General features: G+C 65.6%; 17 protein-coding genes and 1 pseudogene. 11 read left to right on the top strand and 7 right to left on the bottom strand.

What is annotated here, in order from left to right; all coding sequences use genetic code 11:
• Positions 1–82 precede the first annotated feature (82 nt).
• The 3 genes from GcLGCM259_RS13225 to GcLGCM259_RS13215 form a co-directional block, all read right to left on the bottom strand.
• Positions 83–505 carry an acyl-CoA thioesterase gene (locus tag GcLGCM259_RS13225; protein WP_138175586.1) on the bottom strand — a complete coding sequence of 141 codons (423 nt, stop codon included), beginning with the start codon at positions 503–505 and terminating at the stop codon, positions 83–85.
• A gap of 142 nt (positions 506–647) precedes the next feature.
• Positions 648–1,889 carry a M20 family metallopeptidase gene (locus GcLGCM259_RS13220; RefSeq protein ID WP_217496535.1) on the bottom strand — a complete coding sequence of 414 codons (1,242 nt, stop codon included), beginning with the start codon at positions 1,887–1,889 and terminating at the stop codon, positions 648–650.
• Positions 1,890–1,981: 92 nt separating this feature from the next.
• Positions 1,982–3,457 carry an MFS transporter gene (locus GcLGCM259_RS13215; protein WP_138926898.1) on the bottom strand — a complete coding sequence of 492 codons (1,476 nt, stop codon included), beginning with the start codon at positions 3,455–3,457 and terminating at the stop codon, positions 1,982–1,984.
• A 109-nt stretch (positions 3,458–3,566) separates the two neighbouring features.
• On the opposite strand from GcLGCM259_RS13215, the gene GcLGCM259_RS13210 reads away from it, so the two are divergent.
• Both GcLGCM259_RS13210 and glsA read left to right on the top strand, forming a co-directional pair.
• The gene (locus GcLGCM259_RS13210; protein ID WP_138926897.1) at positions 3,567–4,574 is read left to right on the top strand and encodes an Lrp/AsnC family transcriptional regulator; all 1,008 of its coding nucleotides are present in this window, start codon (positions 3,567–3,569) and stop codon (positions 4,572–4,574) included.
• 119 nt (positions 4,575–4,693) lie between these two features.
• Positions 4,694–5,728 (top strand): glutaminase A, encoded by a 1,035-nt coding sequence (glsA, locus tag GcLGCM259_RS13205; RefSeq protein WP_171021167.1) that lies wholly within the window; start codon positions 4,694–4,696, stop codon positions 5,726–5,728.
• Positions 5,729–5,756: 28 nt separating this feature from the next.
• Here glsA and GcLGCM259_RS13200 read toward each other — a convergent pair whose 3' ends face one another.
• Positions 5,757–6,257 carry a TetR/AcrR family transcriptional regulator C-terminal domain-containing protein gene (locus tag GcLGCM259_RS13200; RefSeq protein WP_217496534.1) on the bottom strand — a complete coding sequence of 167 codons (501 nt, stop codon included), beginning with the start codon at positions 6,255–6,257 and terminating at the stop codon, positions 5,757–5,759.
• A gap of 524 nt (positions 6,258–6,781) precedes the next feature.
• Between GcLGCM259_RS13200 and GcLGCM259_RS13195 the strand changes: the two genes are divergently transcribed.
• The 4 genes and pseudogenes from GcLGCM259_RS13195 to GcLGCM259_RS13185 all read left to right on the top strand — a co-directional run bounded on the left by GcLGCM259_RS13195 (position 6,782) and on the right by GcLGCM259_RS13185 (position 12,089).
• A complete protein-coding gene (locus GcLGCM259_RS13195) occupies positions 6,782–10,600 on the top strand; it encodes a P-loop NTPase fold protein (protein WP_138926896.1) in 3,819 nt (1,272 codons plus the stop codon).
• A gap of 138 nt (positions 10,601–10,738) precedes the next feature.
• Positions 10,739–10,985, top strand: a pseudogene (locus GcLGCM259_RS15615) (IS3-like element ISAar45 family transposase); the annotation flags it as partial.
• 16 nt (positions 10,986–11,001) lie between these two features.
• Positions 11,002–11,259, top strand: a complete 258-nt coding sequence (locus GcLGCM259_RS13190; protein ID WP_425459785.1) for a hypothetical protein — start codon at positions 11,002–11,004, stop codon at positions 11,257–11,259.
• A gap of 86 nt (positions 11,260–11,345) precedes the next feature.
• Positions 11,346–12,089, top strand: coding sequence for a sulfite exporter TauE/SafE family protein (locus GcLGCM259_RS13185; RefSeq protein ID WP_217496533.1), 744 nt, complete (start codon positions 11,346–11,348; stop codon positions 12,087–12,089).
• On the opposite strand, the gene GcLGCM259_RS13180 is transcribed toward GcLGCM259_RS13185, so the two are convergent.
• Genes GcLGCM259_RS13180 through GcLGCM259_RS13170 form a run of 3 tightly spaced genes read right to left on the bottom strand, consistent with a single transcriptional unit; the run spans position 12,086 to position 16,466 of the window.
• Positions 12,086–12,880, bottom strand: coding sequence for an HpcH/HpaI aldolase/citrate lyase family protein (locus tag GcLGCM259_RS13180; RefSeq protein WP_175419437.1), 795 nt, complete (start codon positions 12,878–12,880; stop codon positions 12,086–12,088). The genes GcLGCM259_RS13185 and GcLGCM259_RS13180 overlap by 4 nt on opposite strands.
• On the bottom strand, positions 12,877–14,892 hold the full coding sequence (locus tag GcLGCM259_RS13175) for an acetyl/propionyl/methylcrotonyl-CoA carboxylase subunit alpha (protein WP_138926893.1): 2,016 nt from the start codon (positions 14,890–14,892) through the stop codon (positions 12,877–12,879). Before GcLGCM259_RS13175 ends, GcLGCM259_RS13180 begins: the two co-directional genes overlap by 4 nt.
• Before the next feature lie 2 nt (positions 14,893–14,894).
• The gene (locus tag GcLGCM259_RS13170) at positions 14,895–16,466 is read right to left on the bottom strand and encodes a carboxyl transferase domain-containing protein (protein WP_138926892.1); all 1,572 of its coding nucleotides are present in this window, start codon (positions 16,464–16,466) and stop codon (positions 14,895–14,897) included.
• 234 nt (positions 16,467–16,700) lie between these two features.
• Here GcLGCM259_RS13170 and GcLGCM259_RS13165 point away from each other — a divergent pair, with 234 nt between their 5' ends.
• From GcLGCM259_RS13165 to rlmN, 5 genes are all read left to right on the top strand, one after another.
• Positions 16,701–17,849, top strand: a complete 1,149-nt coding sequence (locus tag GcLGCM259_RS13165; RefSeq protein WP_138926891.1) for a hypothetical protein — start codon at positions 16,701–16,703, stop codon at positions 17,847–17,849.
• Positions 17,850–18,089: 240 nt separating this feature from the next.
• Positions 18,090–19,241, top strand: a complete 1,152-nt coding sequence (locus GcLGCM259_RS13160) for a type III polyketide synthase (protein ID WP_138926890.1) — start codon at positions 18,090–18,092, stop codon at positions 19,239–19,241.
• Positions 19,238–19,948: a class I SAM-dependent methyltransferase gene (locus GcLGCM259_RS13155; RefSeq protein WP_138926889.1), complete on the top strand. Its 711-nt coding sequence runs from the start codon at positions 19,238–19,240 to the stop codon at positions 19,946–19,948. The genes GcLGCM259_RS13160 and GcLGCM259_RS13155 overlap by 4 nt, the downstream gene beginning before the upstream one ends.
• The gene (locus GcLGCM259_RS13150; protein WP_175419436.1) at positions 19,938–21,113 is read left to right on the top strand and encodes an FAD-dependent oxidoreductase; all 1,176 of its coding nucleotides are present in this window, start codon (positions 19,938–19,940) and stop codon (positions 21,111–21,113) included. The genes GcLGCM259_RS13155 and GcLGCM259_RS13150 overlap by 11 nt, the downstream gene beginning before the upstream one ends.
• Before the next feature lie 231 nt (positions 21,114–21,344).
• The gene (gene rlmN, locus GcLGCM259_RS13145; protein ID WP_138927265.1) at positions 21,345–22,475 is read left to right on the top strand and encodes a dual-specificity RNA methyltransferase RlmN; all 1,131 of its coding nucleotides are present in this window, start codon (positions 21,345–21,347) and stop codon (positions 22,473–22,475) included.
• Positions 22,476–22,492: the final 17 nt, after the last annotated feature.

Below are 22,492 nucleotides of genomic sequence, written 5' to 3'. Positions count from 1 at the left end.
ACGGTGGTTGCCGTCAAAACCACGCCGGTCAGCTGCTGGGAACCTGGTGGCTGAAGGGGCCGGGTAGGGCTTTCAGCGTGTGCTAGACGAGGGACTTGGTGATCTCCAGCGGGATGCGGTCCCGGGTGTAGGTGATGTGGTCGTAGCCGTGCGGTTCCGGGGTGCCATCCTCACCGATGTTGACGAAGACCAGCTTGTCGATGGTCAGGATCTTGGCCTGGGTGAAGATGTTGCGCACCTCGGCGCGCAGCGTGATGGAGGTGCGCCCAAAGTCGGTGGCGGTCAGCCCCATCTCAATCAGGTCGCCTTCCTTCGCTGAGGCCACGAAGTTGATCTCGGACATGTACTTGGTCACCACGTGCTTGTTGCCCAACTGGATGATCGAGTAGATTGCCGCTTCCTCATCGATCCAGCGCAGCAGCGAACCGCCGAACAGCGTGCCGTTGGCGTTCAGGTCCTCGGGGCGGACCCACTTGCGGGTGTGAAAGGTAATTGCTTCAGCCATGTTTTAAACCTTAGGTGCCCGCGCCCCGGCGCGCAGTAACCTGCAAAACAGTGTAGGGGATTACACATTTCCCGCCACCGCCTGAGGCTTTGCCCTCCCGCCCGGGGATGTGCTGGCCACCACCGGGCGGGAACGGTTTGATCTAGGCCGGGGAGCCGACCTGGGTCGGCACGGCGTCCCCGGACCGGTTGGACAGCTTTGCGGAGGGACGTTGCTCGCGGGCCGCGCGCAGGCGCTGCACTAGTTCGGGGTCATTGGCCACATCGGCCACGGTCAACGCCAGGGCGCGCGCCCCGTTCAGGGCCGCCTCATCACCGTCGGTGCTGGCCGCGTCCCTGGCGAAATCGGAGGTGTGCATCACCGCGTCGCTGTTCCTGACCGCCAGCATCGGGTGGATGGCCGGCAGGTACTGGGAAATGTTGCCCATGTCGGTCGAGCCGCCGGTGGGCGGCTGTTCCCCGCTGATCTGGTAGCCCAGCCGCTCCAGGTTCTGATCCCAGTACTGGGCCAGCGCCGGGTCCTGGCGCATCGGCTCATAGGGCAGCTCGGGCTGCACCACCGAGAGCTGGCAGCCGGTGGCGATCGCCGCGCCCTCCAGGCAGGCGCGCACCCGTTGCCGGGCATCTTCCCAGTCCGAGCTTTGCGTCGCGCGGATCTCCACCTGCAGTTTCGCCTCCCCGGGAATCACATTGGTGGCGGTGCCGCCGCTGACCACGAAGGAGGAGACCACCACACTGGACTTCAGCTGCTGGCGCAGCAGCCCGAAGGCGACTTGGGCCAGCGTGACGGCCGAGCCGGCGTTGATTCCCTCGTGGGGTGCCGCCGCGGCGTGGGCGGTGCGCCCGGTGTAGGTGACATCCAGCAGCTCATAGGCCTGGGTGCCCTGGCTGAGGCACCGGTACTGGACCCCGGTGTTGCCGTGGACCATCAGGGAGAAGTCCACATCATCCCAGGCGCCCTGCTGCAGCATCAGGATCTTGCCGCCGCCAATTTCCTCGGCCGGGGTGCCCAGGAACTTGATGCGCAGTCCCAGACGGTCCGCCACGGGCTTCAAGGCCAGGGCGGCTCCGACACCGGCGGTGGCGATGATGTTGTGGCCGCAGCCGTGTCCGATTTCCGGCAGGGCATCGTATTCGCCCACCACCGCCACCGTGAATTCGCCCTGCCCGTAGACGGCCTCCAGGGCGGTGGGCAGGCCATAGGCGGCGCGCTGGACCGCGAACCCGGCGTTCTCCAGCAGTTCGGCCACGGCGGAGGAGGCCCAATATTCCTCGAAGGCCAATTCGGGGTGGCTGCTGATGCCGTGGCTCAGCGACAACAGCTGCTGCTGGCGCTGTTCAATGGTGGCCAGGATCTGGTCGCGGATTTCTTCGGTGTTGCTCACGGGAACTCCTTGTTCAAAGATGTCGGCTGGTCGGGGATGTTCGAAAGGTTCGGGTGTCCAGGGGTGCCAGGTGGTGAACGGTTGCGGCGGGATCAGCTGGCGACCGCGTCCGGGGCCGCAACATTGGCCGGTTCCGCTGGCGCGGTGGCACCCTTGCGCCCGATGAACAGGGAGGCGGCGGCGGCCACCACGTTCACGGCGGCGAAGCAGACCCACACCACCTGGAAGGCCGCCAGGGAGGGTGCCGGCGCCGCTTCGGCCCCGCTGCCGGGGTTGATCACCAGCATGGTGGTCACCGAGGCGACGAACGCGCCGGCCAGCGAACCGCCAATGGTGCGTCCGGTGTTGTAGACCCCGGCCACGGAGCCCGCGGCGGATTCGGGGGAACGCTCAATGACCATGCCGGGCAGGATGCCGACCACGATGCCGGTGCCCACCCCGCAGATCGCCAGCCACAGGGCAAAGAGCAGCGTGGAGGAGGGGACGAAGGCCATGCACAACAGGGCGGCAGCCGCCGCCAGGCAGGACAGGGCCAGGGTGCTGGTGCGGCCCAGCTTCTTGGAGATCATGCTGGACAGGAACGAGCCCAGGGTCAGGCTGCCGGCCGAGACGGCCACCACCAGTCCCACCCCGGAGGCCGGCATGGCGTTGCCGTAGCCCAGCTCGGCCGGATTGGCGGTGAGGAACATGACCGGAGGGGACTGGTTGCCGAACATGGTCAGCGCCACCAGGAAGCCGATGAAGATCGGATTGGCCAGCCCGGCCGCCCGCATCGCCGGGATGTCCACGATGGGGGAGAGCGCGCGGCGTTCGACCATCAGGAACAGCACCAGCGCGGCCACGCCCACCGCGATGGGCAGCACGGTGGCGGCTGCCAGCCAGCCGGACTGCGAACCTTCGGACAGGCCGTACATCAGTCCCACCAGGCCGATGCCCAGCAACAGGGCGCCCAGCCAGTCAACACTGCGGGTGGCATCGGCCTGGGATTCGGCGACGAAGAACAGCACCAACGGGACGAAGACGGCCAGGGCGATCGCCGGGATCAGCTGCACCGTGTGCAGCCGGCCGATGGCGTCCATGGCGATGCCGCCAAAGATACTGCCGGCGGCAACACCGAAGGTCAGCGTGCCCACGATCAGACCCACATCCCGGTTTGCGCTTTGCGGGCGGTGGGATTTCAGCAGCGCCATGGCCAGCGGAAGGAACGCGGCGACCGGGCCCTGGATCGCGGTGCCCACCAGCAGCCAGGCGAAGTTCGGGGCCAGGGCGATCAGGATGGAACCGGCTGCGGCCAGGCTCACCGCCACCACCAGCAGTCGGCGCGGGCCGAAGCGGTCGCCGAGGATGGAGATCAGGGGGACACTGACGGCCGAGGAGAGCAGGCCCACGGCCAGCACCCAGCTGGTCAGGCCCAGCGGAACACTGTAGACCCGGGAAATCTCCCCGAGCAGCGGGACAATCCATCCCTGCACGAGCCCGGAAAAGAACTCCAGGCCAATCAGGATGGGAACCAGTAGCCGGTACGTTCCCACCGCCCGTGTGCCCAAGCGGTGCCCAGTGGTGTCCATGTCGTTCTCCTTCTGCGTGTGCGTCCTTCGGACGTGACCCGTATTACAATGACAGGCCGAGCAATGGTTGTGGTTAAAATGAAGGAAAATTCCCCAAGGGCGGGCAAGTATGAAGAATTTCGAGCTTCAGCAGATCGACCTGCAGATTATTAATGCGCTGCAGATCGAGCCGCGCGTCCCGTGGACGGCGTTGTCCGGGATCCTCGGGCTGGACTCGGTGACCCTGGCCCGGCGTTGGGAACGCATCATCTCCAGCGGCTGCGCCTGGTCGGTGGCCATGGAGGACGCCGGACACCGCGGCAGCACCGCCATCGTGGAGGTGCAGTGCCATCCCGGCCAGGTGCTGCGCACCGCTGGGCAGGCGAGCCTTGACCGGGACATCATCTCCATCGACCTGACCAGCGGCAGCCGGGACATCGTGATGACGCTGACCGCACGCGACGATGACGAATTGGCCGAATACATCCTCACCCGGCTGGGAACCCTGCCCGGGGTGCGCTCCACCCGCACCTACATCCTGAACTCCATTCTCAAGCTCGGTGCAAATTGGACCGTGCAGGCCCTTTCCGCAGCCCAGGTCAACAGCATTCCGCGTTTCCGCCCGCCGCGGGCGGCCGCCGCCAAGGTGGTGCCCGATCAGCTGGCCACCGGCATCGTGCGGGTGCTGGAAAGGGACGTGCGCGCCAGCAACACCGAGCTGTCCCGGGAGCTGGGCATCAGCGGGCAGCGGGCCAGTGACGCACTGGCCACGCTGCGCATGCAGCAGGCACTGGATCTGCGCATCCACGTTGCCCAGCAGTACTCGAACTGGCCGGCGGTGACCTGGTACTTCCTGCAGGTCCCGGTCGCCTCCCTGGTGGAGGGGGACGCTGCGTGGCTGGCCATGCCCGAGATCCAGTTCGCCGGGGTGGCCTTCGGGGAATTCAACCTCATCGTCGCGCTCACCAGCCGCAGCCGGGCCGACGCGCTGCGGCTGGAGGCGGTCCTGGAATCCAGGATTCCCGGCGCCCGGGTGGCGGACCGCTCCACGGTGATCAGGGTGCACAAGCACCTGGGGCACCTGCTGGCCCCCTCCGGGCGGGCCACCGGGCAGATCGTTTCCCTGGTCCGCGGCTAGGCGCGCGGCACACCGTGGTTTGTGGTGGCGCCGATCGGGCACGGATACTGGAAACACCGAACTCAACTCGGCGGCGGGGCAGGGCGCCCCGGTATAGCCTGTAGAGGCAGGAGCGGACCATGTACGGCAAGGGACAGGGGGCGTCAGTGATTCCAAATGACTACAGTGATGTCAAACAGCAAGTCTCCACCGGCTCCCTGCCGGAAAAGGCTCGCATCGAGGAGCTGCTGCAGGATGTGCACGCCCGCTACGCCGACATCGACGAAGGCATGCTGGCCTATTACATTCCCATCCTCGGTGAAGTGGACCCCTCCCTGTTTGCCGTGGCCCTGTCCAACGTCGGCGGCAACGTGCTGTGCGCCGGGGACGTGAACTACGAGTTCTCCATCCAGTCGATCTCCAAGATGTTCGTCTACGCGCTGGTCCTGCAGGAGCTGGGACATGACGCGGTGCGCGACTACATCGGGGTGAACAACACCGGCATGTCCTTCAACTCGGTGATGGCCATTGAACTGAACGAGGGGCATCCCATGAACCCCATGGTCAATGCCGGGGCGCTGGCCACCGCGGCGCTGGTTCCGGGGCAGACCGCGGCCGAGAAGTGGGAGAACATCCGCGAATGCCTCTCCGCCTTCGCCGGACGCCACCTGAAGATGGACGGCGAGGTCTACCGCTCCGAATCCCGAAGCAACGAGCGCAACAAGGCGCTGGGCCGGCTCCTGAAGGCCCACGGGCAGCTGGAGGGCGAACCGCTGGAAATCGTGGACATCTACACCCGTCAGTGCGCGCTGAAGGTCACTGCCCACGACCTGGCGATCATGGGCTCCACGCTCGCCGACGGCGGGGTCAACCCGGTCACCGGGGAGCGGGTAATCTCCGCGGACGTGTGCCGGGACGTGTTGGCCGTGGTGGCCACCAATGGCCTCTACGAGAAGTCCGGTGAATGGCTCTTTGAAATCGGCATCCCCGCCAAGTCCGGGGTCTCCGGCGGCATTGTGGCCATGGCCCCGGGCAAGGGCGCGATCGGCGCGTTCTCGCCGCTGCTGGACAATGCCGGCAACTCGGTGCGCTCCCAGCTGGCCATCGGCCACCTCTCCCGCGCGCTGGGACTGAACCTCTTCGCCTCCGCGCCGCAGCGCCCGGCCACCAGCTGATCTGAACCCGGCGCGGATCAGGGGCCCGCTACCCCCGCGCGGAAACCCGGGCTTCGAGCCCCGCCAGGATGATGTCCAGGCCCTGCCCGAAGGTCTGCTCGGCGCGTTCGGCCGACCCCAGCCCCTCTTCGAGGGCTTCGGTGAATGACGCTGAGGAATCGACATCGGCTGCCCAGACCTCATCGGGGGCGGCCGCATCCAGCGCCGAGCCCAGGACGAAGGAATCAATGATGGTGATCGCCGTCAACCGTGCCGCCGGGTCGAAGCCGGCACCGGCCAGGGTTTGGGCCAGGGCGTCATAGACGCGCAGCGTGGTGCGGTCCCGCACGGTGTGGCTGGTGAACAGGGGGATTAGCCTCGGGTGCCGGGAGTAGGACTCGAAGTAGGACACCGCGATCAACCGCAGGGTTTCCCGCCAGTGGCCGCCAGGCGCTTCGGGCAGCTGGACCCGGGACATGGCCTGACCGCGCATCAGCTCGATGATTTCATCCTTGCCGCCGACGTGGTTGTAGAGCGAGGAAGCGGACACCGACAGCGCCTTGGCCAGTTGCGGAATGGTGAGCAGCTCCTTCTCCGATGGCGCGGGCCAGTGAAGTTTTCGGCTTGATGCGTGCAGCACTTTTGACGATGGGTTGAGCTGGGGCAGGAAAAGCTGACGTGGCTTTAAAGGTTTAGGTCAGTCGAGCACAACGATAGTTTCATGTATGAATGCGTGTCAGGTGAATATGAACAACGCAGGTGTAGTGAGTCTCTTGGTTCAACTCTAGTGCTGAGCTTCGCTTGAGCGTGCTAGGTTCAACCCGAGGGACTACATGACATGTTCGCGTCAGCCCTGCTTAACTAGGGAGTGCCTGACAATGGTTCGGTGGAGTGCTGAGGGTCGGCAATTGTAACGAGACTAACACTACCGTGCCCCAGTTATCCTCAACGCAGTTATAGCCTGGGCGCGACAATTTTCAGACACATCCTAACCTCCGTCCATGTGGCTGGGGTCATCGCTACTGTGGAGAGAACAGATGGCGTTGTATTGGCGTGTGGAAAGGTGCGGTGTAAATGAGCGCAAAGGTGCGCCCAAGCGGGAATTGGTTTGTCGTTGACGCACCGGTTGGTGAAGTGTCCCAGGACGCATTTGGACACGATGACATCGCGGACAACTTGCACCGTATGGTGAGCGAGCCCACTAATCATCGGCGCATGATTGGCCTACTCGGTCAGTTTGGCGTGGGTAAGAGCACGATCATCGAGCTGCTCCGTGCGAAGCTGCTAGGCGACAGAAACCTTGGCCTTATTAGGATGTCGGCAGAGCGTCACGAACCAGTGGGCTTCCATCGCGCAGCCGTATATGCATTCGCCGAAGCCCTCGTTGCGTCCAAACAAGTCTCCTCGAAGGACGCTGACGAGATCCTGGAACCGCTGCGAAGCGCACAATCAATAACCGTTTCGGACTTTGCGCTCTCGCCCCTCGGACGAATCGCAACCCAGCTACAGGAGAAGCTACGACTTTCGCGTAGCAGATTCCTCGTCTACATTGCGCTGGCAGTGGTCGGCGCGGCAGCGCTGATCGGGCTGCTCTCATTCCTGGTGCCACCCGAGAACTGGAAAACCACCTCAAGCTTTGTGATCCCGCTCGTCACGACTGGCGCATTCTTTGCCCCATTCATCTGGCTCGGCAGCAGCATCGACATTGGATCTGTGAACCTCGGAGGACTACTCGCATCCGGAGCGCGCGTGACGCAACGAGCAAAGGTCGAGGCAGCTGACGAACAAGAACAAGCGTTCGCAGCACTGGTTGATAAAGCCAAGACTCGGCTCGTCGTGGCCGTCGATGACATCGATCGGCTCTCGAAAGAGCAGATACTTGCCGCGTTGAACGCGATTCGGAGCTTCCAGCTTACGTGTAAGAAGGACCGACAACCGATCTTCATCGTCTCCATTGACGAGGAAATCGTGCGGTCTGCCATTGAGGACGGCAACGGTGCGAGCACCCCTGACGCACACGAATTCCTCAACCGCTTGTTCACCCTAAGGCAGGAAGTTCCAGTTCACGAGACTTTCGATCTGCGGGACTTTGCCCGATCGTTGCTCAATGAGCAGGCGACCACCCTCGCAGAAAGAGCCGGCCAGAAGATGGATGACGTGATCATGATGTTGATTCACGATGATGTGAGAGACCCCCGTCACGTAGTTCGACTTCTGAATGCGTTCAGCAGCGACTACCGACTTGCGCACGCTCGTGAACTACGCACAGGCGCCAGATCTCTCCGAGATGGGCTTGTGACAAAGAACCTCGAGGTACTCGCGCGAGTGGTAGTTCTCAAGACTGACTATCCTGCGTTTTTCCGAGCTGCACTCAATGACGTGGATCTCATTGAATTGGGATCCCGAGCATCTTCGGTTGACGCCTCTGCTGAAGAGAACAGCACACTCGCGAAGGCGGGCTTCGATATCAGCGACCTGCAGAACGCACCATTATTCCGGTACCTCGCCCGAACCGCTGGGTGGGGCCCCGAGGAAGTAGACTATGTGCCCTTCCTCTATCTGGGACAAGATCGATTTAGTCAACTGCTCGGAAACGTACATGCGCGAGCGCTGCGACAGGCTCTCGCTAACAACCAGTCTGCGGAGCTAGCGCGGTTGGCAGAGGAAGCACGCGCTGGCGGAATGGAATCCACTGAATCGTTCAGGGAACTTCTTGTTGCAGTGCTTCGTGAGCTTGTCCCGGCAGAACAAGATAATGGGGTGGCCGCGCTCCTTGCCGCAGCAACGAGAAATGAAGCCCTGCGGAGCGCGGAGATCGCGAGAGTAGTTGGCGCCGTCGTCAGCCAAAGGCCGCATGCGCTTACAGATGTAGCCGGGGCAATCGCGATACTTGGCAATGCACCGTCGGGAGCAGCCAGTCTACTTGGGAAGGCGGTCCTCAATGCTAGCGAGGAAAACAGCGACGGGGAAGTTTGGAGCGCGCGTGAGTTGATCTCCGCCGCAGTCAGTGCTGATGAGTTTGAAACGTGGGTGGAACGGCGAATCGAGATCATCGACTCGTGGGAATCCTTTGCTGACTGGAACCATGAGGATCTAGATACCGGCACTGCGAGCCGCCTTCTCTCGAAAGCAGTTCAACTGGCTGCGAGCGATGACGATGATCTCACCGCAGATGAAGAAGACCTTATCGTGGTCGAAGACATTGCCTTCCGCATCACTGAACCTGCTGCACCTCTTGACGAAGTACTTTTGTTCACGGCACTCGGCAGCGCTGCAGACACCTACGAATGTGCGATCGCGTTAGTTGCAATCGAGAAGTTGGAGCTGACGGAAAAGCAGCTGTCCTACCTCACCTACACCTCCCTTCCCGCGAGTGCCACAGCTGTAAAAGAAGACAGTGCACCGGTCGCGAGAGTCTTCAGTGGAGCTGTAGCCCTCGCCATTCGAGCCGCATCCAGAATTCAAAGTTGGGGCGCGGGCGATGGCCCAAAGCGTGTATATTCGACAGGGCGCACCGCCGATGTGATCGCGGGTTGGGTCGCGGGAGGCACGTTTGCCAGCTCGATGGCTCTTCCCGTGATCAAAGCGATGGCAGAGCATGGAGCCAAAGGGCAGAAGAAGCTCGCTGAGGCGATCTTTACCTCTTGGTCTACGGACAATGACGGAACAGACAGTGCCGGTGTCGACCTTGTCGACACTGCGTTGAACCTCGCCACTCTGGCTGGACGACTCGAATCTGCCGCACGACAGGTAATTCACGACAAATGGGTCTCCCAGTTTGGCGTCTCCGGATCCCCGGAAGATGCTGGTCGGCTCACTGCATCCATATTCTCCTCCGACGAGCTCAGACATTGGGCTGACGATGCGATCTCTGAAATGATGCCTTGGTTCAGCACCAACTATGACTTCACAGACGGAGTGACAACCGCCGCGGCCGATGTAATTGGGACAGGGTTCGTCTCCGTTACCACAGAAAGCGAATTGCTCAACGCTCTCACCTCGGTCGCGGCGCACGGGGGCACACATCGGCAGCGCGCATTGGCAACAACGGCGAAACTCGCGTGGTCTGCAACAGTCATGACGTCGGTCAACAGCAACTTCGCGCGCTATGTCAACGAGTTTGACTCCGCAGATTTCTGGGCGCTCGTTGATCTTCAGCTTCTCCGTATGGAGGTTGCCGACCAATTCATCACCCGGATCGACGACCTAGTCGCTAGTGAGGGTCCTGACAGCAACACCATAAAGCGTGTTGATGCGTTGACGCACCACCTCGAACTCGACAATGCTGTCACGGTTGCGCTAGAAAGCGGATCAAGGGATGCAATGAAGGTCGTCGCAGACCGTGGCGATGAGCTGGAATCGGAACGAGCGAAAACGACCTGGGCAACCTATCTGGATCAAACAGCCGAGGCATCAGTCCCAGACGCTTCTCGTTCTGCATTCGCGAAAGCTTTGGCAGTGGCCGATCCAGGGCTGTACGCCGACGCCATTCGAGCGATCCTCGACGATACGCTCGACAGCGCTTCCGAGAAGCACTCCACCAAGTGGCTTTTCATCACTATTCCTCTTGAAGCTGACACACGAAACGAGGTGAAAGCCGTCTTGCAACCGCTCCTAGTAGGATCTGCAAGAGAAGCGCTCGGTGCGGCTATCGTGCTCCACGCAACACGCACTGATCCCGAGTTCGACCGCGTGGTGGCAAACGATGTCGAAAGTGCACTCGAGCACTGGATCGGGGAAGAACCTAATGACAAAGTGACAGCAGCTATCGCGAGAGCGGTGCGGGGGAGCAAAACGACTGATCCCCGAGCGTTGTCAACAAGGAAGCGCAAGCCTCGGAATCCAGAAAGGGCAGCAGCATACCAAGCGGCCGTCGAAGCTCTGGGGCGCTAGCAGGTAAACGACTCAGCAGGGTGTGCCGAGAAACTGGCATATCCTGTTCCGGCCTTACGCATGGACGGGCCTGCTGAAGGTTTGGTTGACACTTCGACCGCATAACTTTTGTAAAGTTGTGTTGAAAAGTAGAGAGTCATCGTCCCCAAAATCTACTTCGAAGAGTTCAAGCGCGATGCAGTAGCACTCCTTGAAGAGCTTCCGGTTGCGAATTGACAGACATAGAAGAGTCGCGCTGCAGACCTGTGTGCGTGATGCCCGGTTCCAGTCCCCTGGAATGAGTTCCTCTGCTGATCCCGATGAGCGCAAGGAGATGCCCCAAGCACTCAAACGCATCAGGGAGCTGGAGATGGAGAACGAAATGCTGCGTAAAGCAGCGGCATTTTGTTTCCCTGAACGTCTTGAATGACACCATCCTGGCGTTGGGCATGATCATCTGCTTCTACTACGGGATCACCGCGTTCGCCTGCGTCTGGTACTTCCGCCGCACCCTGCGCGGGCTCGCCCCGCTGCTGGGCGGGTTTGGGCTGGTGTTCCTGGTCGGCGCCGGGATCTTAGCCCCCGGGGCGCTGTTCCTGATCCGGGCGCGGCACCGCCGCCCCCGCTTCTACACCACGGTTGCCCAGTGTGCGCCGGCCGAGCCGGGGCCGGGGAACTAGGCCCCGGTCGCCCTGACAGCCAATGAGGTAGCGTTGTCCGGGGCTGGTTTCAGTCCCGGACAATGTCTTTTGGGAGGGCGCGCTCGGTGGGTACGGTGACAATCGGTGCAATTCTCGCACTCAGCGCCGCCACCTTCGTGGGCGCCTCGACCCAGCGGGTGAGCGGGATGGGTTTCGCCCTGGTCTCCTCACCCTTCATCGTGATGGTGCTCGGCCCCTTCGATGGGGTCATGCTGGTGAACTTCCTGGGCACCTGCAGCAGCTTCTTGATCCTGGCCCAGGTGTTCCGTGAGGTGGAATACCGCAAGGTCATGCTGCTGCTGGTCCCGGCGGTGATCATGACCATCCCCGGCGCCTGGGTCGCCAGCCAGCTGGGCGGACCAAAACTTTCCATCGCCATCGCCTTGATGGTGATGCTGGCCCTGGGATCCAGCTTCCTGCTGCGGAACCTGAAATCCGCCGACAGCAAGGGACTGGCCATTGGAGCCGGGGCGGTGTCCGGGTTCATGTCGGTCACCGCGGCGGTCTCCGGTCCGGCGATTGCCGCCTACGCGGTGGCCAGCCGCTGGCCGCAGGCGAAGTTCGCGATCTCGGTGCAGCTGTACTTCTTTGTGCTCTCCATTGCCTCGCTGATCGCCAAGGGCGGGATGCCGCAGCTGCACTGGAGCCAGTGGGTGGGCTGCGCCATCGCCATGGTGTGCGGCATCCTGCTGGGCAACTGGCTGGCCCCAAAAATCCCGCACAAGGTCAGCCGCGCCTTCGTGGTGATCATCGCGTTCGCCGGGGCGCTGACCCTGCTGGCCAGTGGCGTGCGCGAGATGCTGGGCTAATCCCGTTCCAGGATCTGCCGCGCCTGGCGCAGCACCGGCTCGTCGACCATCTGGCCCTCAAAGCTGAAGACTCCACGCTCGTTCTGCGCGGCCTGCAGCACCCGCTGCGCCCACTGCCGCCGCTGCGTGCCGGCGAACGCCTCGCGCACCACCGGCACATGGGAGGGGTGGATCAGCACCTTGGCGGTGAACCCGCTGGCCTGCGCGTCCTCCGCCTCGGCCGCGAGCCCGGCCAGGTCGGGGATGTCCAGGTAGACCGAGTCCAGCGCCTGCTTGTCCCAGGCGCGGGCCGCCAGCAGGACGCGGGCGCGGGCGTGCACGGCAACCTGCCGGTAGGCGCCGTCGGCGCGCCGGGAGGAAGTCCCGCCCAGGGAGGCGACCAGGTCCTCGGCGCCCCACATCAGCCCGTGGACCGCCGGATGGGCGGCCAGGTCCTCGGCCGCCAAGACCCCGCGCGCGGTCTCAATCAGCGCGTACACCCTTAGCCCCTCCAGCTCGGCGAGCACCCGCGGGTCCTCGGCCTTGGGCAGCATCACCTGGGTGTAGCCGCTGGTGCGCACCATGGCCAGGTCCTCGGCGAAGTGCGGGGAATCGGCGGCATTGACCCGCACCAGGGTGCGCGCCGGATCCAGTGCGGATTCGCCCACCCACTGCCGGGCCTGGTGTTTTGCGTCCTGCGCGACCGCGTCCTCCAGGTCCAGGATCACCACGTCGGCGCGTTCGGCCGCCTTGCCGTAGCGTTCGGGACGGTCTGCGGGACAGAAAAGCCATGCCGGGCCCATGCTGCTCATCCTTCCTCGGCCGCCTCGGCGTAGTGCATCTGCGCCACCGGCTGCCGGGCCGTGAGCTGGTCACCCAGGCCCACCAGCAGCTTCACGGTTCCGTCCGCCGGTGCGGTGATCTCGTGTTCCATCTTCATGGCCTCCACCGCCAACAGCACGTCGCCGGCCTGCACCTGCTGGCCGTCCTGCACGTTGAGCACGCACACCGCCCCGGGCATGGGAGAGAGCAGCTGGGCATCCAGCGGTGAGGCGGCACGCTGCAGCAGGGCCAGGGAGCGGGAGAGCTGCTCGGCGCGGTCCACGCGGCGCAGCGCGAACGTCGCCGCCCCGCGCTGCACCCACGCGGTGCCCTGGGGGTCCAGCTGGGCGCGCAGCGCCCGGCCATCCACCAGCACCGGGCCCGCACCGGTGCTGACCTCGCACCGCTGGTCCTCGTGGCGCAGCTGCCAGCCGCCGGGCGTGGCCGTCACCTGCAGCTGGCATGAGTGCTCGTCGTGTTCAAGGAGCAGGGTGCGGCTGAGCGGCCCGGTGCTGCTGAACCCGGTGCCGGACCAGGGGCCGCGGCCCACCGGCTGGGCCGCCAGCCAGGCGGCCGCGGCCTGGGCGTAGTCGGCGAAATCCGGGACGGCCGGCTGCCAGCGGTCAAGGAAGCGGGCGATCAGCTCGGTGTCCAGCTGCCCGGCGCGCACCTGCTGGTCATCGAGCAGGGCGGCCAGGAATTCGGTGTTGGTGTGCACCCCGGTGACCAGCAGCTCATCCAGCGCCGTGCGCAGGCGCTGCAGGGCGGCGGCGCGGTCGCTTCCGGTGGCGATCAGCTTGGCCAGCATCGGGTCATAATGCGCGGAGACGGTGGCCCCGGTGGCCAGCATCGAATCCAGGCGCAGCCCGGCGCCGGCGGGTTCGCGGTACCCGGTGATGGTGCCGGTGGAGGGCACAAAGTCGTGTTCCGGGCGTTCGGCGTACAGCCGCGCCTCAATGGAGTGGCCGTGCAGGCTGACCGCCTCCTGCCCGAAGTCCAGCGGCGCCCCGGCGGCGATGCGCACCTGCTGTTCCACCAGGTCCAGTTGGCGCCCCCGAACCCGCACCACCTGTTCGGTGACCGGGTGCTCCACCTGCAGGCGGGTGTTCATTTCCATGAAGAAGAACTCCTCCGGGCGCTGGGCGGAGACCAGGAACTCCACGGTGCCGGCCCCCACGTAGTCCACCGCCCGGGCCGCCTGGACTGCTGCGGCCCCCAGTTCGGCGCGCAGCGCCTCACCGTTGGGCAGGTCGCCGAGCAGCGCCGAGGGGGCCTCCTCGATGACCTTCTGGTGGCGCCGCTGCAGTGAGCATTCGCGTTCACCCAGGTGCACGATGTTCCCGTGGGTGTCCCCGAGCACCTGCACCTCAATGTGGCGTGGGGTTTCGATCAGCCGCTCCAGCAGCAGCGTGTCATCCCCGAACGCGGTGGCCGCCACCCGGCGGGCTGCGGCGAGCGCCCCGGGCAGCTGCTCGGCCCGGTGGACCTGGACCATGCCCTTGCCCCCGCCGCCGGCGGAGGGCTTGATCAGCAACGGGAAGCCCACCTCAATGGCGCGGGCGGTGATCTGCTCATCATCCAGTCCGGCGGCGGAAAACCCGGCGGCCAGCGGCACGCCGCGGCTTGCCACCAGCTCCTTGGCCTTGATCTTGTCCGCCATGGCCTCCAGCGCGGAGACCTGCGGGCCAATCAGGGTGATGCCCGCGGCCTGCAGGGCCCGGGCGAACACCGGATTTTCGGAGAGGAAACCGTAGCCGGGGTGCACGGCCGCCGCCCCGCTGTCCCGGGCGGCCTGCACCACCTTGTCGATGTCAAGGTAGCTGTCGGTGGCCGGAGCCGGGCCCAGGTAGTGCGCGCTGTCGGCCTCCTGCACGTGCCGGGCGGCGGCGTCCGCGGCCGAGTAGACGGCGACCGCGTGGATGCCCAGGGCCTTGAGGGTACGAATCACGCGAACGGCGATTTCACCGCGGTTCGCCACAAGAACTTTGTCAAACAGGTCCACGGCTACATCCTGAAGATTCCGAAGTTGGTGTCCGGCAGCTGTTCACCGTCGGACAGGGACAGGGCCATGCCCAGCACCCGGCGGGTGTCCACCGGGTCGATCACCCCGTCATCCCACAACCGGGCGGTGGAGTAGTAGGGGCTGCCCATCCGGTCGTAGTCGGCCAGCACCGGGGCCGCGTAGTCATCCTGTTCGGCCTGGCTCATCGGGTCCCCGGCCGCGGCGCGGGCCTCGGCGCGGATGGTGGTCAGCACCCCGGCGGCCTGGGATCCGCCCATCACCGAAATCCGGGCGTTGGGCCACATCCACAGGAAGCGGGGGGAGTAGGCCCGCCCGCACATGGCGTAGTTCCCGGCCCCGAAGGAGCCGCCGATGATGATCGTGTACTTCGCAACCCGGCAGGTGGCCACCGCGGTGACCAGCTTCGCCCCGTGCTTGGCGATGCCCCCGGCCTCCGCATCCCGCCCGACCATGAACCCGGAAATGTTCTGCAGGAACACCAGCGGGATGCCGCGCTGGTCGCACAGCTCGATGAAGTGCGCGCCCTTCATCGCCGATTCGGAGAACAGCACCCCGTTGTTGGCCAGGATTCCGACCTTCATCCCGTAGATGGTGGCGAACGCGGTCACCAGCGTGGTGCCGTAGTCCGGCTTGAATTCGCTGACCGACCCGCCGTCCACGATGCGTTCGATGACCTCGTGCACGTCGTAGGAGGCGTTCACATCCACCGGGACCGCCTCCAGCAGCCCGGCCGGGTCCTTGGCCGGTTCGTTCCAGTCGCGTTCCGGGCCCGGCGCGGGTTCGGGCAGGGTGCGCACCATGTCGCGGATCATCGACAGGGCGTGTTCATCGTTCTCGGCCAGGTGGTCCACCACCCCGGAGACCTCGGCGTGCAGTTGGCCGCCGCCCAGCTCCTCCGCGCTGACTTCCTCGCCGATGGCGGCCTTCACCAGGGGCGGGCCGCCCAGGAATATGGTGCCCTGCTCGCGCACGATCACGGTTTCATCGCTCATCGCCGGCACGTAGGCCCCGCCGGCGGTGCAGGAGCCGAGCACCGCGGAGAGCTGGGGGATGCCGCGCGAGGAGAGCTGGGCCTGATTGTAGAAGATCCGCCCGAAGTGCTCGCGGTCCGGGAACACCTCATCCTGCATGGGCAGGAAGGCCCCGCCCGAATCCACCAGGTAGATGCACGGCAGGCGGTGCTCCAGGGCAATCTGCTGGGCCCGCAGGTGCTTCTTCACGGTCATCGGGAAGTAGGTTCCGCCCTTGACCGTGGCGTCATTGCACACCACCATCACCGCGCGCCCGGCGACCTGGCCAATGCCGGTGATCATCCCGGCGCCGGGACTCGCATCGTCGTAGAGTCCGTGGGCCGCCAGCGGGGCGACCTCCAGGAAATCCGAGCCTTCATCCAGCAGCCGGCTGATCCGTTCGCGCGGCAGCAGCTTGCCGCGGGACACGTGACGTGCCCGGGACTTTTCACTGCCGCCCAGGGCGCTGCGCGCCAGTTTTTCGCGCAGCTCATCGACCAGGGCTCTCATGCTCGGTGCGGTGTCCGGAGTTGGTGTGCTCATCAGTCACTTCCCATCGGGTGGAGGTAAGAAGCGACCCGCTTTTCAGTTAAGGGTCATTTACTCTTCTAGCCAACAGTGTGACGCGCGCCATGTCAATGCCGCCACCGTGTTTTGCCCGCATTCCCCGGCGGGCAGGGCACCGAGGCGGGCCGGGGAGGGGTCCGGGAGCTGGCCGTGGCGGTCCGGGCTGGACCCAAAAATGAAAACGCGGCGGCAAAAAGCCACAATAGAGGGGTGTCTACCCTCAGCCCTTCGGATACCCGCCATTCGCCTGCCGTTGAACTGGACATTGAGCGCCAGGCACTCTGGGCCGGACTGATTTGCTCGCTGCTGGGCACGGCCGTGGGCCTGCTGCTCTTCGCCGGTGGTCGACCCACCCTCTACGGCGGGCTGTCTGTGGGGGCGTTGGGCGCCATTTCCGGGGGCGTTGCCGCGGCCGGCAGCAGCGTCTGGGGATTCCGGCACCTGCTGGTGCAGCGGGAGCGCTGGCTGTGCGAACTGCCGCGCTGGCGGGAGCTGAACGCCATGTTCGCCCTGCTGCTGGTGCACGCCGCGATTGCCGTGATGGCCCTGAACGTCTTCTTCTACCTGATCCAGCGTTCCTTCTTCGGGCTGACCGTGGACATGTTCGCCGGCAGTGTCATGGTGGGGCTCGGGACGGGGCTGAGCGCCTACATTTCCCTGGAGGCCACCGCCCGCACCAGTTCGCATACCCTGTCGGTGGTGCTGGGCGGGTTCATGGTCTCCGGGGTCATGCTCAGCATGCTGGTGGCCGAGAACCCGATCTGGTGGAAAACCATGTTCTCCACCCTGGGCACCTTCGACAGCGGGGTGCGCTCCTTCTGGGCGTTTAACACCACCTTGTTCGTGACCGGCCTGGTGCTGGCGACTTTCAGTGAATTCCTGCTGCGGGACCTCAGCCGGCTGGCCCAGGCCTATGACCGGCGGGCCCGGGTGCGCGGGCAGCGGCTCTCACGGGTCTTCCGGCCCCGGCCGAAGGTGGTGCGCTGGTGCCTGCTGATCGTGGCCGGTGGGGTGATGCTCGCCGCCGTGGTGCCGGTGAACACCCTCGGGGACCTGCACGCCAGCGGAGTGTGGGCGGCCAGCGCCGCCCTGGTGGTGCTGTTGGCCGGCTCCATCTTCCTGTTCCCCGGCTTTCCGGCGATCTTCCACCTGCTTTCCCTGGCCGCCCTGGGCGGGCTGGTGCTGTCCATGATGCTCTGGGCCCGTTGGGACTACTTCAACCTCACCGGCTTTGAACTGGCGGCGGTGGCCGTGCTGTTCGGCTGGATCAGTGCGTTCATCCGCACCACGGCGGCGCTGCTGGAGGTGACCATGCAGAAGCTGCAGGCCGAGGAAGAGGCTGCGGACGCGGGCCGGTGAAAGCCCGGTTGACAGCCGGTGCCCGAGGCGGGCCGAGATGTGTTCAACCGGCCAGTTCAGCTGCGGTGGCCAAGTTGCCGAGGTCGACGCCCTGGGGGTGGACAGCACGGGAACCGTCGGCAACGGCAGCACGGCGAGGCAGAGGCTAGGTGCTGCCAGGTGTGTGGGGTGAAGGTTCGGATCCACTGGGAATTGCTGAACGTCCTTTACCGCCCCGAAGCCACCGCATAGGCTCGGCCCATGTCGGTCATGCTTAGAACCATTCAGACGGCCGTGCCGTCCACTGTCCTGCACCAGCCCGAGGTTCGTGACGTCTTTGCCGCCCAGCCCGGGCTGACCCGGCTGGGACAGCGGCTGATCTCCACCTCCTTTGACTCCGCGGCCATTGACACCCGCTACACCGTGGTGGAGGAGTTTGACCGGGACAAGCCGGTGGAGGGTGAAGCGGTGTTCTACGACGGGCAAACCAATGAGCTGCGCCGCCCCAGCACCCGCACCCGCAACGAGGTGTACGCCGCCAAGGCGCCGGCGCTGTACATTGAGGCGGCGCGCAAGGCCTTGGAAGCCTGCCCTGACGTGGATCCCTCCCAGGTCACGGACCTGATCACCGTGTCCTGCACCGGCTTCTACAACCCTGGCCCGGACTACCAGGTTGTGCGGGCGCTCGGATTGAACCCGGCCACCCGCCGCTACCACCTGGGGTTCATGGGCTGCTACGCGGCCTTCCCGGGCCTGCGGGCGGCGGCCGACTACTGCAAGGCGAACCCGGACGCGGTGGCGCTGGTGGTGTGCGCGGAACTGTGCACGCTGCACGTGCATTCCTCCAACGACCCGGACACCATCATGGGATCAGCGCTCTTCGCGGACGGCGCGGCGGCCGCGCTGATCACCGGCCGGGACACCGGCGCCCCGGGGCTGCGGCTGGATGCCTTTGAAACCGTGCTGACCCCGGTGGGGGAGGAATCCATGGCCTGGAACATCGGCGATGAGGGGTTTGAAATGGTGTTGGGCACCTATGTCCCGCACATCATCGACGAGCACATCACCGGCGCGCTGGCCCCGCTGCTGGCCCACGACCCGCAGATCGACTCCGCGGCCACCGACATTGAACACTGGGCCATCCATCCCGGTGGACGCTCCATCCTGGACAAGGTCCAAAAACGGCTGGGTCTGGATGACCGGCAACTGGCCCCGGCGCGCGACGTGCTGCGTGATTACGGGAACATGTCCAGTTCCACCGTGCTGTTCGTCCTAAAGGACATCATGGACCGGCACCTGCCTCAGGCGGATCCCGCGGGGGAGAAATTGTGCTCCATGGCCTTCGGCCCGGGGCTGACCGTGGAAAGCGCGTTGATGACCCTGCTGCCCGAGCGGGAAATCGAGGTGGAATGAGACGCCAACCCGACGCCTTGGAACAAATGGACCTTCCCGACTGCGACCCCCAGCTGCTGGAGCGCACCTACCGGCAATTCTGGCTGGTGAACCGGGTGGTCTCCGGGTGGCGGTCCCTCTACCGGCAGCGGATCCGCCCACTGCTTCCGGCCGGCGGGCCAGCGAGCATCCTGGACATCGGATGCGGCGGCGGGGACATCACCACCGCCCTGGCCCGCTGGGCCCACGCCGACGGGCTGCAGGTCCGGGTGCTGGGCATTGACGCGGATGAACGGGCCTACCGCTACGCGGCGCAGCATGCCGGGCACCGTGATCTGCCCGCGGGCGCCCTGGAATTCCGCCAGGCCTACAGCCATGAACTGCTGGCCGAACCGGGCCGCTTTGACGTGGTGGTTTCCAACCACCTGCTGCACCACCTGGATGGGCAGCAGCTGCAGGGCCTGTGGCAGGACTCGGCCAGCCTGGCCAGGCACTTGGCCCTGCACGCCGACATCCGCCGCAGCCGGCTGGCCCTGGCCCTGTTCGGTGCCGGCACCCTGCCGCTGGCCGGCAGCTCCTTCATCCGCCGGGACGGGCTCGCCTCGATCCGGCGCAGCTTCAGCCATGTGGAACTGGCGCGGCAGCTGCCTGCGGGCTGGCGCGCCGAGACGGCCGCGCCGTTCAGGAACCTGGCCGTCTACCAGCCCGAAGCGCCCCATGAAGCTTGATGCGCTGATCGTGGGGGCCGGGCCCACCGGTCTGGCCGCCGCCATCCTGCTCACCGAGGCCGGGTGGCGGGTGCGGGTGCTCGATGAGCGTCGCGGGGTGGGAGAGCACTCCCGGGCGATCGGCATCCACCCACCGGGGCTGGCCGTGCTGGACCGGCTGGGGGTCGGGGAGGCCGCCCGCAACCAGGGCGTGAAAATTCGTGACGGGGCCGGGCTGTCCCGCAACCAGGTCATCGGGGCCCTGGATTTCTCGGTCATCGGCGGAGCGCACCGCTACGTCCTGTCGCTGCCGCAAAACCAGACGGTCACCCTGCTGCGCCAGCGCCTGCACGAACTGGACCGGCACGCTCTGCAGGAGGGGACCGGCTACCTGGGGCATAGCCAGGACGGCCAGGGAGACCTGAGCATCACGGTACGCCAGGAGAACGCGCCCGGTGCGCCGGGCGCCGCGCAGCAGCTGCGGTCCCGCTGGCTGATCGGCGCGGACGGCACCAATTCTGCGGTGCGCCGCGCCCTGAACCTACAGGTGTCCGGCCGGGCACTGCCGGACACCTACACCATGGGCGACTACCCGGACACCACCGGCTATGGGCCCAGCGCCGCCCTCTTCCTGCACCCGCATGGCATCATCGAATCGTTTCCGCTGCCCCAGCACCGCCGCCGCTGGGTGGCGCACGTGGGCCGCCACGCCGCCCTGGAGGGGCCGTGGGACCTGCCCCGGATTGTCCACGAACGCACCGGCTGGCGGCTGGAGGAACACGCCTGCACCATGCGCAGCACCTTTTGCACCGCCAACCGGCGGGTTCCCGGCATGGTGCACGGCCGCACCGTACTGATCGGGGACGCCGCCCATGAAGTCAGCCCGATCGGCGGGCAGGGTATGACCCTGGGGCTGGGGGACGCGCAGCAGCTGGCCCGGCTGCTGACCACCGGCGCCACGACGCAGCAGCTAAACCACTTCAGCAGCATGAGGCTGCGCGCCGCCCGCCGGGCCGGATACCAGGCCCACCTGAACATGCTGCTTGGCCGTCCGCTGCCCACCGCCCTGGTCCCGGTCCGGGACCGGCTCTTTACGGCGCTGGCCGCCAACGACCGCTTCCGCACCGCGGTGGCCCGCACCTTCACCATGCGCTGGGCGCAGGGCACCGGGGCACCCGGGCGCTGAGCGCCCGCCATCGGCGTGCGGCAACTCACCGCCCATTGCCAGGCAAGACATGAAACAATGGAAACGATGACTTCTATCGACTCTTCCACACTTTCCGCGGCTGAACGCAAGGCCCTGCGCCAGGAGCAGGCCGCGGCCCAGCGCGCCCAGCAGCTGCGCATCTCGCAGTCCCGCGCCAAGGCCGAGGGCCGCACCCAGGTGGTGCCCACCCCCGAAGGCTGGAAGCAGGAGATGGGCGCCGATGGCCGCCCGCAGCTGCAGTTCGCCGCCAAGCGCCGCGTCTCCCAGCCGCCGACCCACCTGGCGGACCTCACCCTGGCCGAACGCCAGGAGAAGCTGAAGGAACTGGGGCTGCCGGCGTTCCGCGCCAAGCAGCTCTCGGTGCACTACTTCCAGCACTACACCACCGACCCGGACAAGATGAGCGACCTGCCCAAGAACGGGCGCGAGGAACTGGCCGAGGCGATGTTCCCGACCCTGCTCACCGAGGTGAAGCGGCTGACCACCGATGACGGGAAGACCATCAAGTTCCTGTGGCGTTTGTTTGACGGCTCGCTGGTCGAGTCCGTGCTGATGCGCTACCCGAACCGCATCACCCTGTGCATCTCCTCGCAGTGCGGTTGCGGCATGAACTGCCCGTTCTGCGCCACCGGCCAGGCGGGGCTGACCCGCAACATGTCCACCGCGGAAATCCTGGACCAGATTGTCCAGGCCAACCGCGTCATCGCCGAAGGCGGGCTGGGCGGCCAGAAGCACCCGGACGAACGGGTGGGCAACATCGTTTTCATGGGCATGGGTGAGCCGTTGGCCAACTACAAGCGCGTCATGAACGCGGTGCACCGCATGGTGGCCGACGCCCCGGAGGGGCTGGGCATGAGCGCGCGCGGCATCACCGTTTCCACCGTTGGGCTGGTCCCGGCGATCCGCAAGCTCGCTGATGAAAACATCCCGGTCACCTTCGCCCTGTCCCTGCACGCTCCGGACGACGAGCTGCGTGACGAGTTGATCCCGGTGAACTCGCGTTGGAAGGTCGACGAGGCGCTGGACGCCGCGCACGACTACTACGTGAAGACCGGACGGCGGGTTTCCATTGAATACGCGCTGATCAAGGACATGAACGACCACGAGTGGCGTGCCGAGCTGCTGGCCAAGAAGCTCAACGCCCGCGGCCGCGGTTGGGTGCATGTGAACCCGATCCCGCTGAACCCGGTGCCCGGATCCATCTGGACCCGCTCCGAACCGGACATCACCTCCAAGTTCGTGCACCGCCTGGATGAGCTGGGCGTGCCCACCACCCTGCGCGATACCCGCGGCAAGGAAATCGACGGGGCCTGCGGCCAGCTGGCCGCCGACGGCGACTAGGCGTCTCGACATTTTTT

It is taken from the genome of Glutamicibacter creatinolyticus (assembly GCF_006094275.1).
GTDB classification, from domain to species: Bacteria; Actinomycetota; Actinomycetes; order Actinomycetales; family Micrococcaceae; genus Glutamicibacter; species Glutamicibacter creatinolyticus.
Note: the sequence above shows the minus strand (reverse complement) of the source record. Positions and strands in the feature narration are given on the sequence as shown.

Excerpts from the sequence above, each read along its gene's own strand:
- GcLGCM259_RS13195 (WP_138926896.1), top strand. The coding sequence starts at position 6,782 with ATGAGCGCAAAGGTGCGCCCAAGCGGGAATTGGTTTGTCGTTGACGCA.
- GcLGCM259_RS13155 (WP_138926889.1), top strand. The coding sequence starts at position 19,238 with ATGAGACGCCAACCCGACGCCTTGGAACAAATGGACCTTCCCGACTGC.
- GcLGCM259_RS13210 (WP_138926897.1), top strand. The coding sequence starts at position 3,567 with ATGAAGAATTTCGAGCTTCAGCAGATCGACCTGCAGATTATTAATGCG.
- GcLGCM259_RS13150 (WP_175419436.1), top strand. The coding sequence starts at position 19,938 with ATGAAGCTTGATGCGCTGATCGTGGGGGCCGGGCCCACCGGTCTGGCC.
- GcLGCM259_RS13180 (WP_175419437.1), bottom strand. The coding sequence starts at position 12,880 with ATGAGCAGCATGGGCCCGGCATGGCTTTTCTGTCCCGCAGACCGTCCC.
- GcLGCM259_RS13225 (WP_138175586.1), bottom strand. The coding sequence starts at position 505 with ATGGCTGAAGCAATTACCTTTCACACCCGCAAGTGGGTCCGCCCCGAG.
- GcLGCM259_RS13215 (WP_138926898.1), bottom strand. The coding sequence starts at position 3,457 with ATGGACACCACTGGGCACCGCTTGGGCACACGGGCGGTGGGAACGTAC.
- GcLGCM259_RS13160 (WP_138926890.1), top strand. The coding sequence starts at position 18,090 with ATGTCGGTCATGCTTAGAACCATTCAGACGGCCGTGCCGTCCACTGTC.
- rlmN (WP_138927265.1), top strand. The coding sequence starts at position 21,345 with ATGGGCGCCGATGGCCGCCCGCAGCTGCAGTTCGCCGCCAAGCGCCGC.
- glsA (WP_171021167.1), top strand. The coding sequence starts at position 4,694 with ATGTACGGCAAGGGACAGGGGGCGTCAGTGATTCCAAATGACTACAGT.
- GcLGCM259_RS13170 (WP_138926892.1), bottom strand. The coding sequence starts at position 16,466 with ATGAGCACACCAACTCCGGACACCGCACCGAGCATGAGAGCCCTGGTC.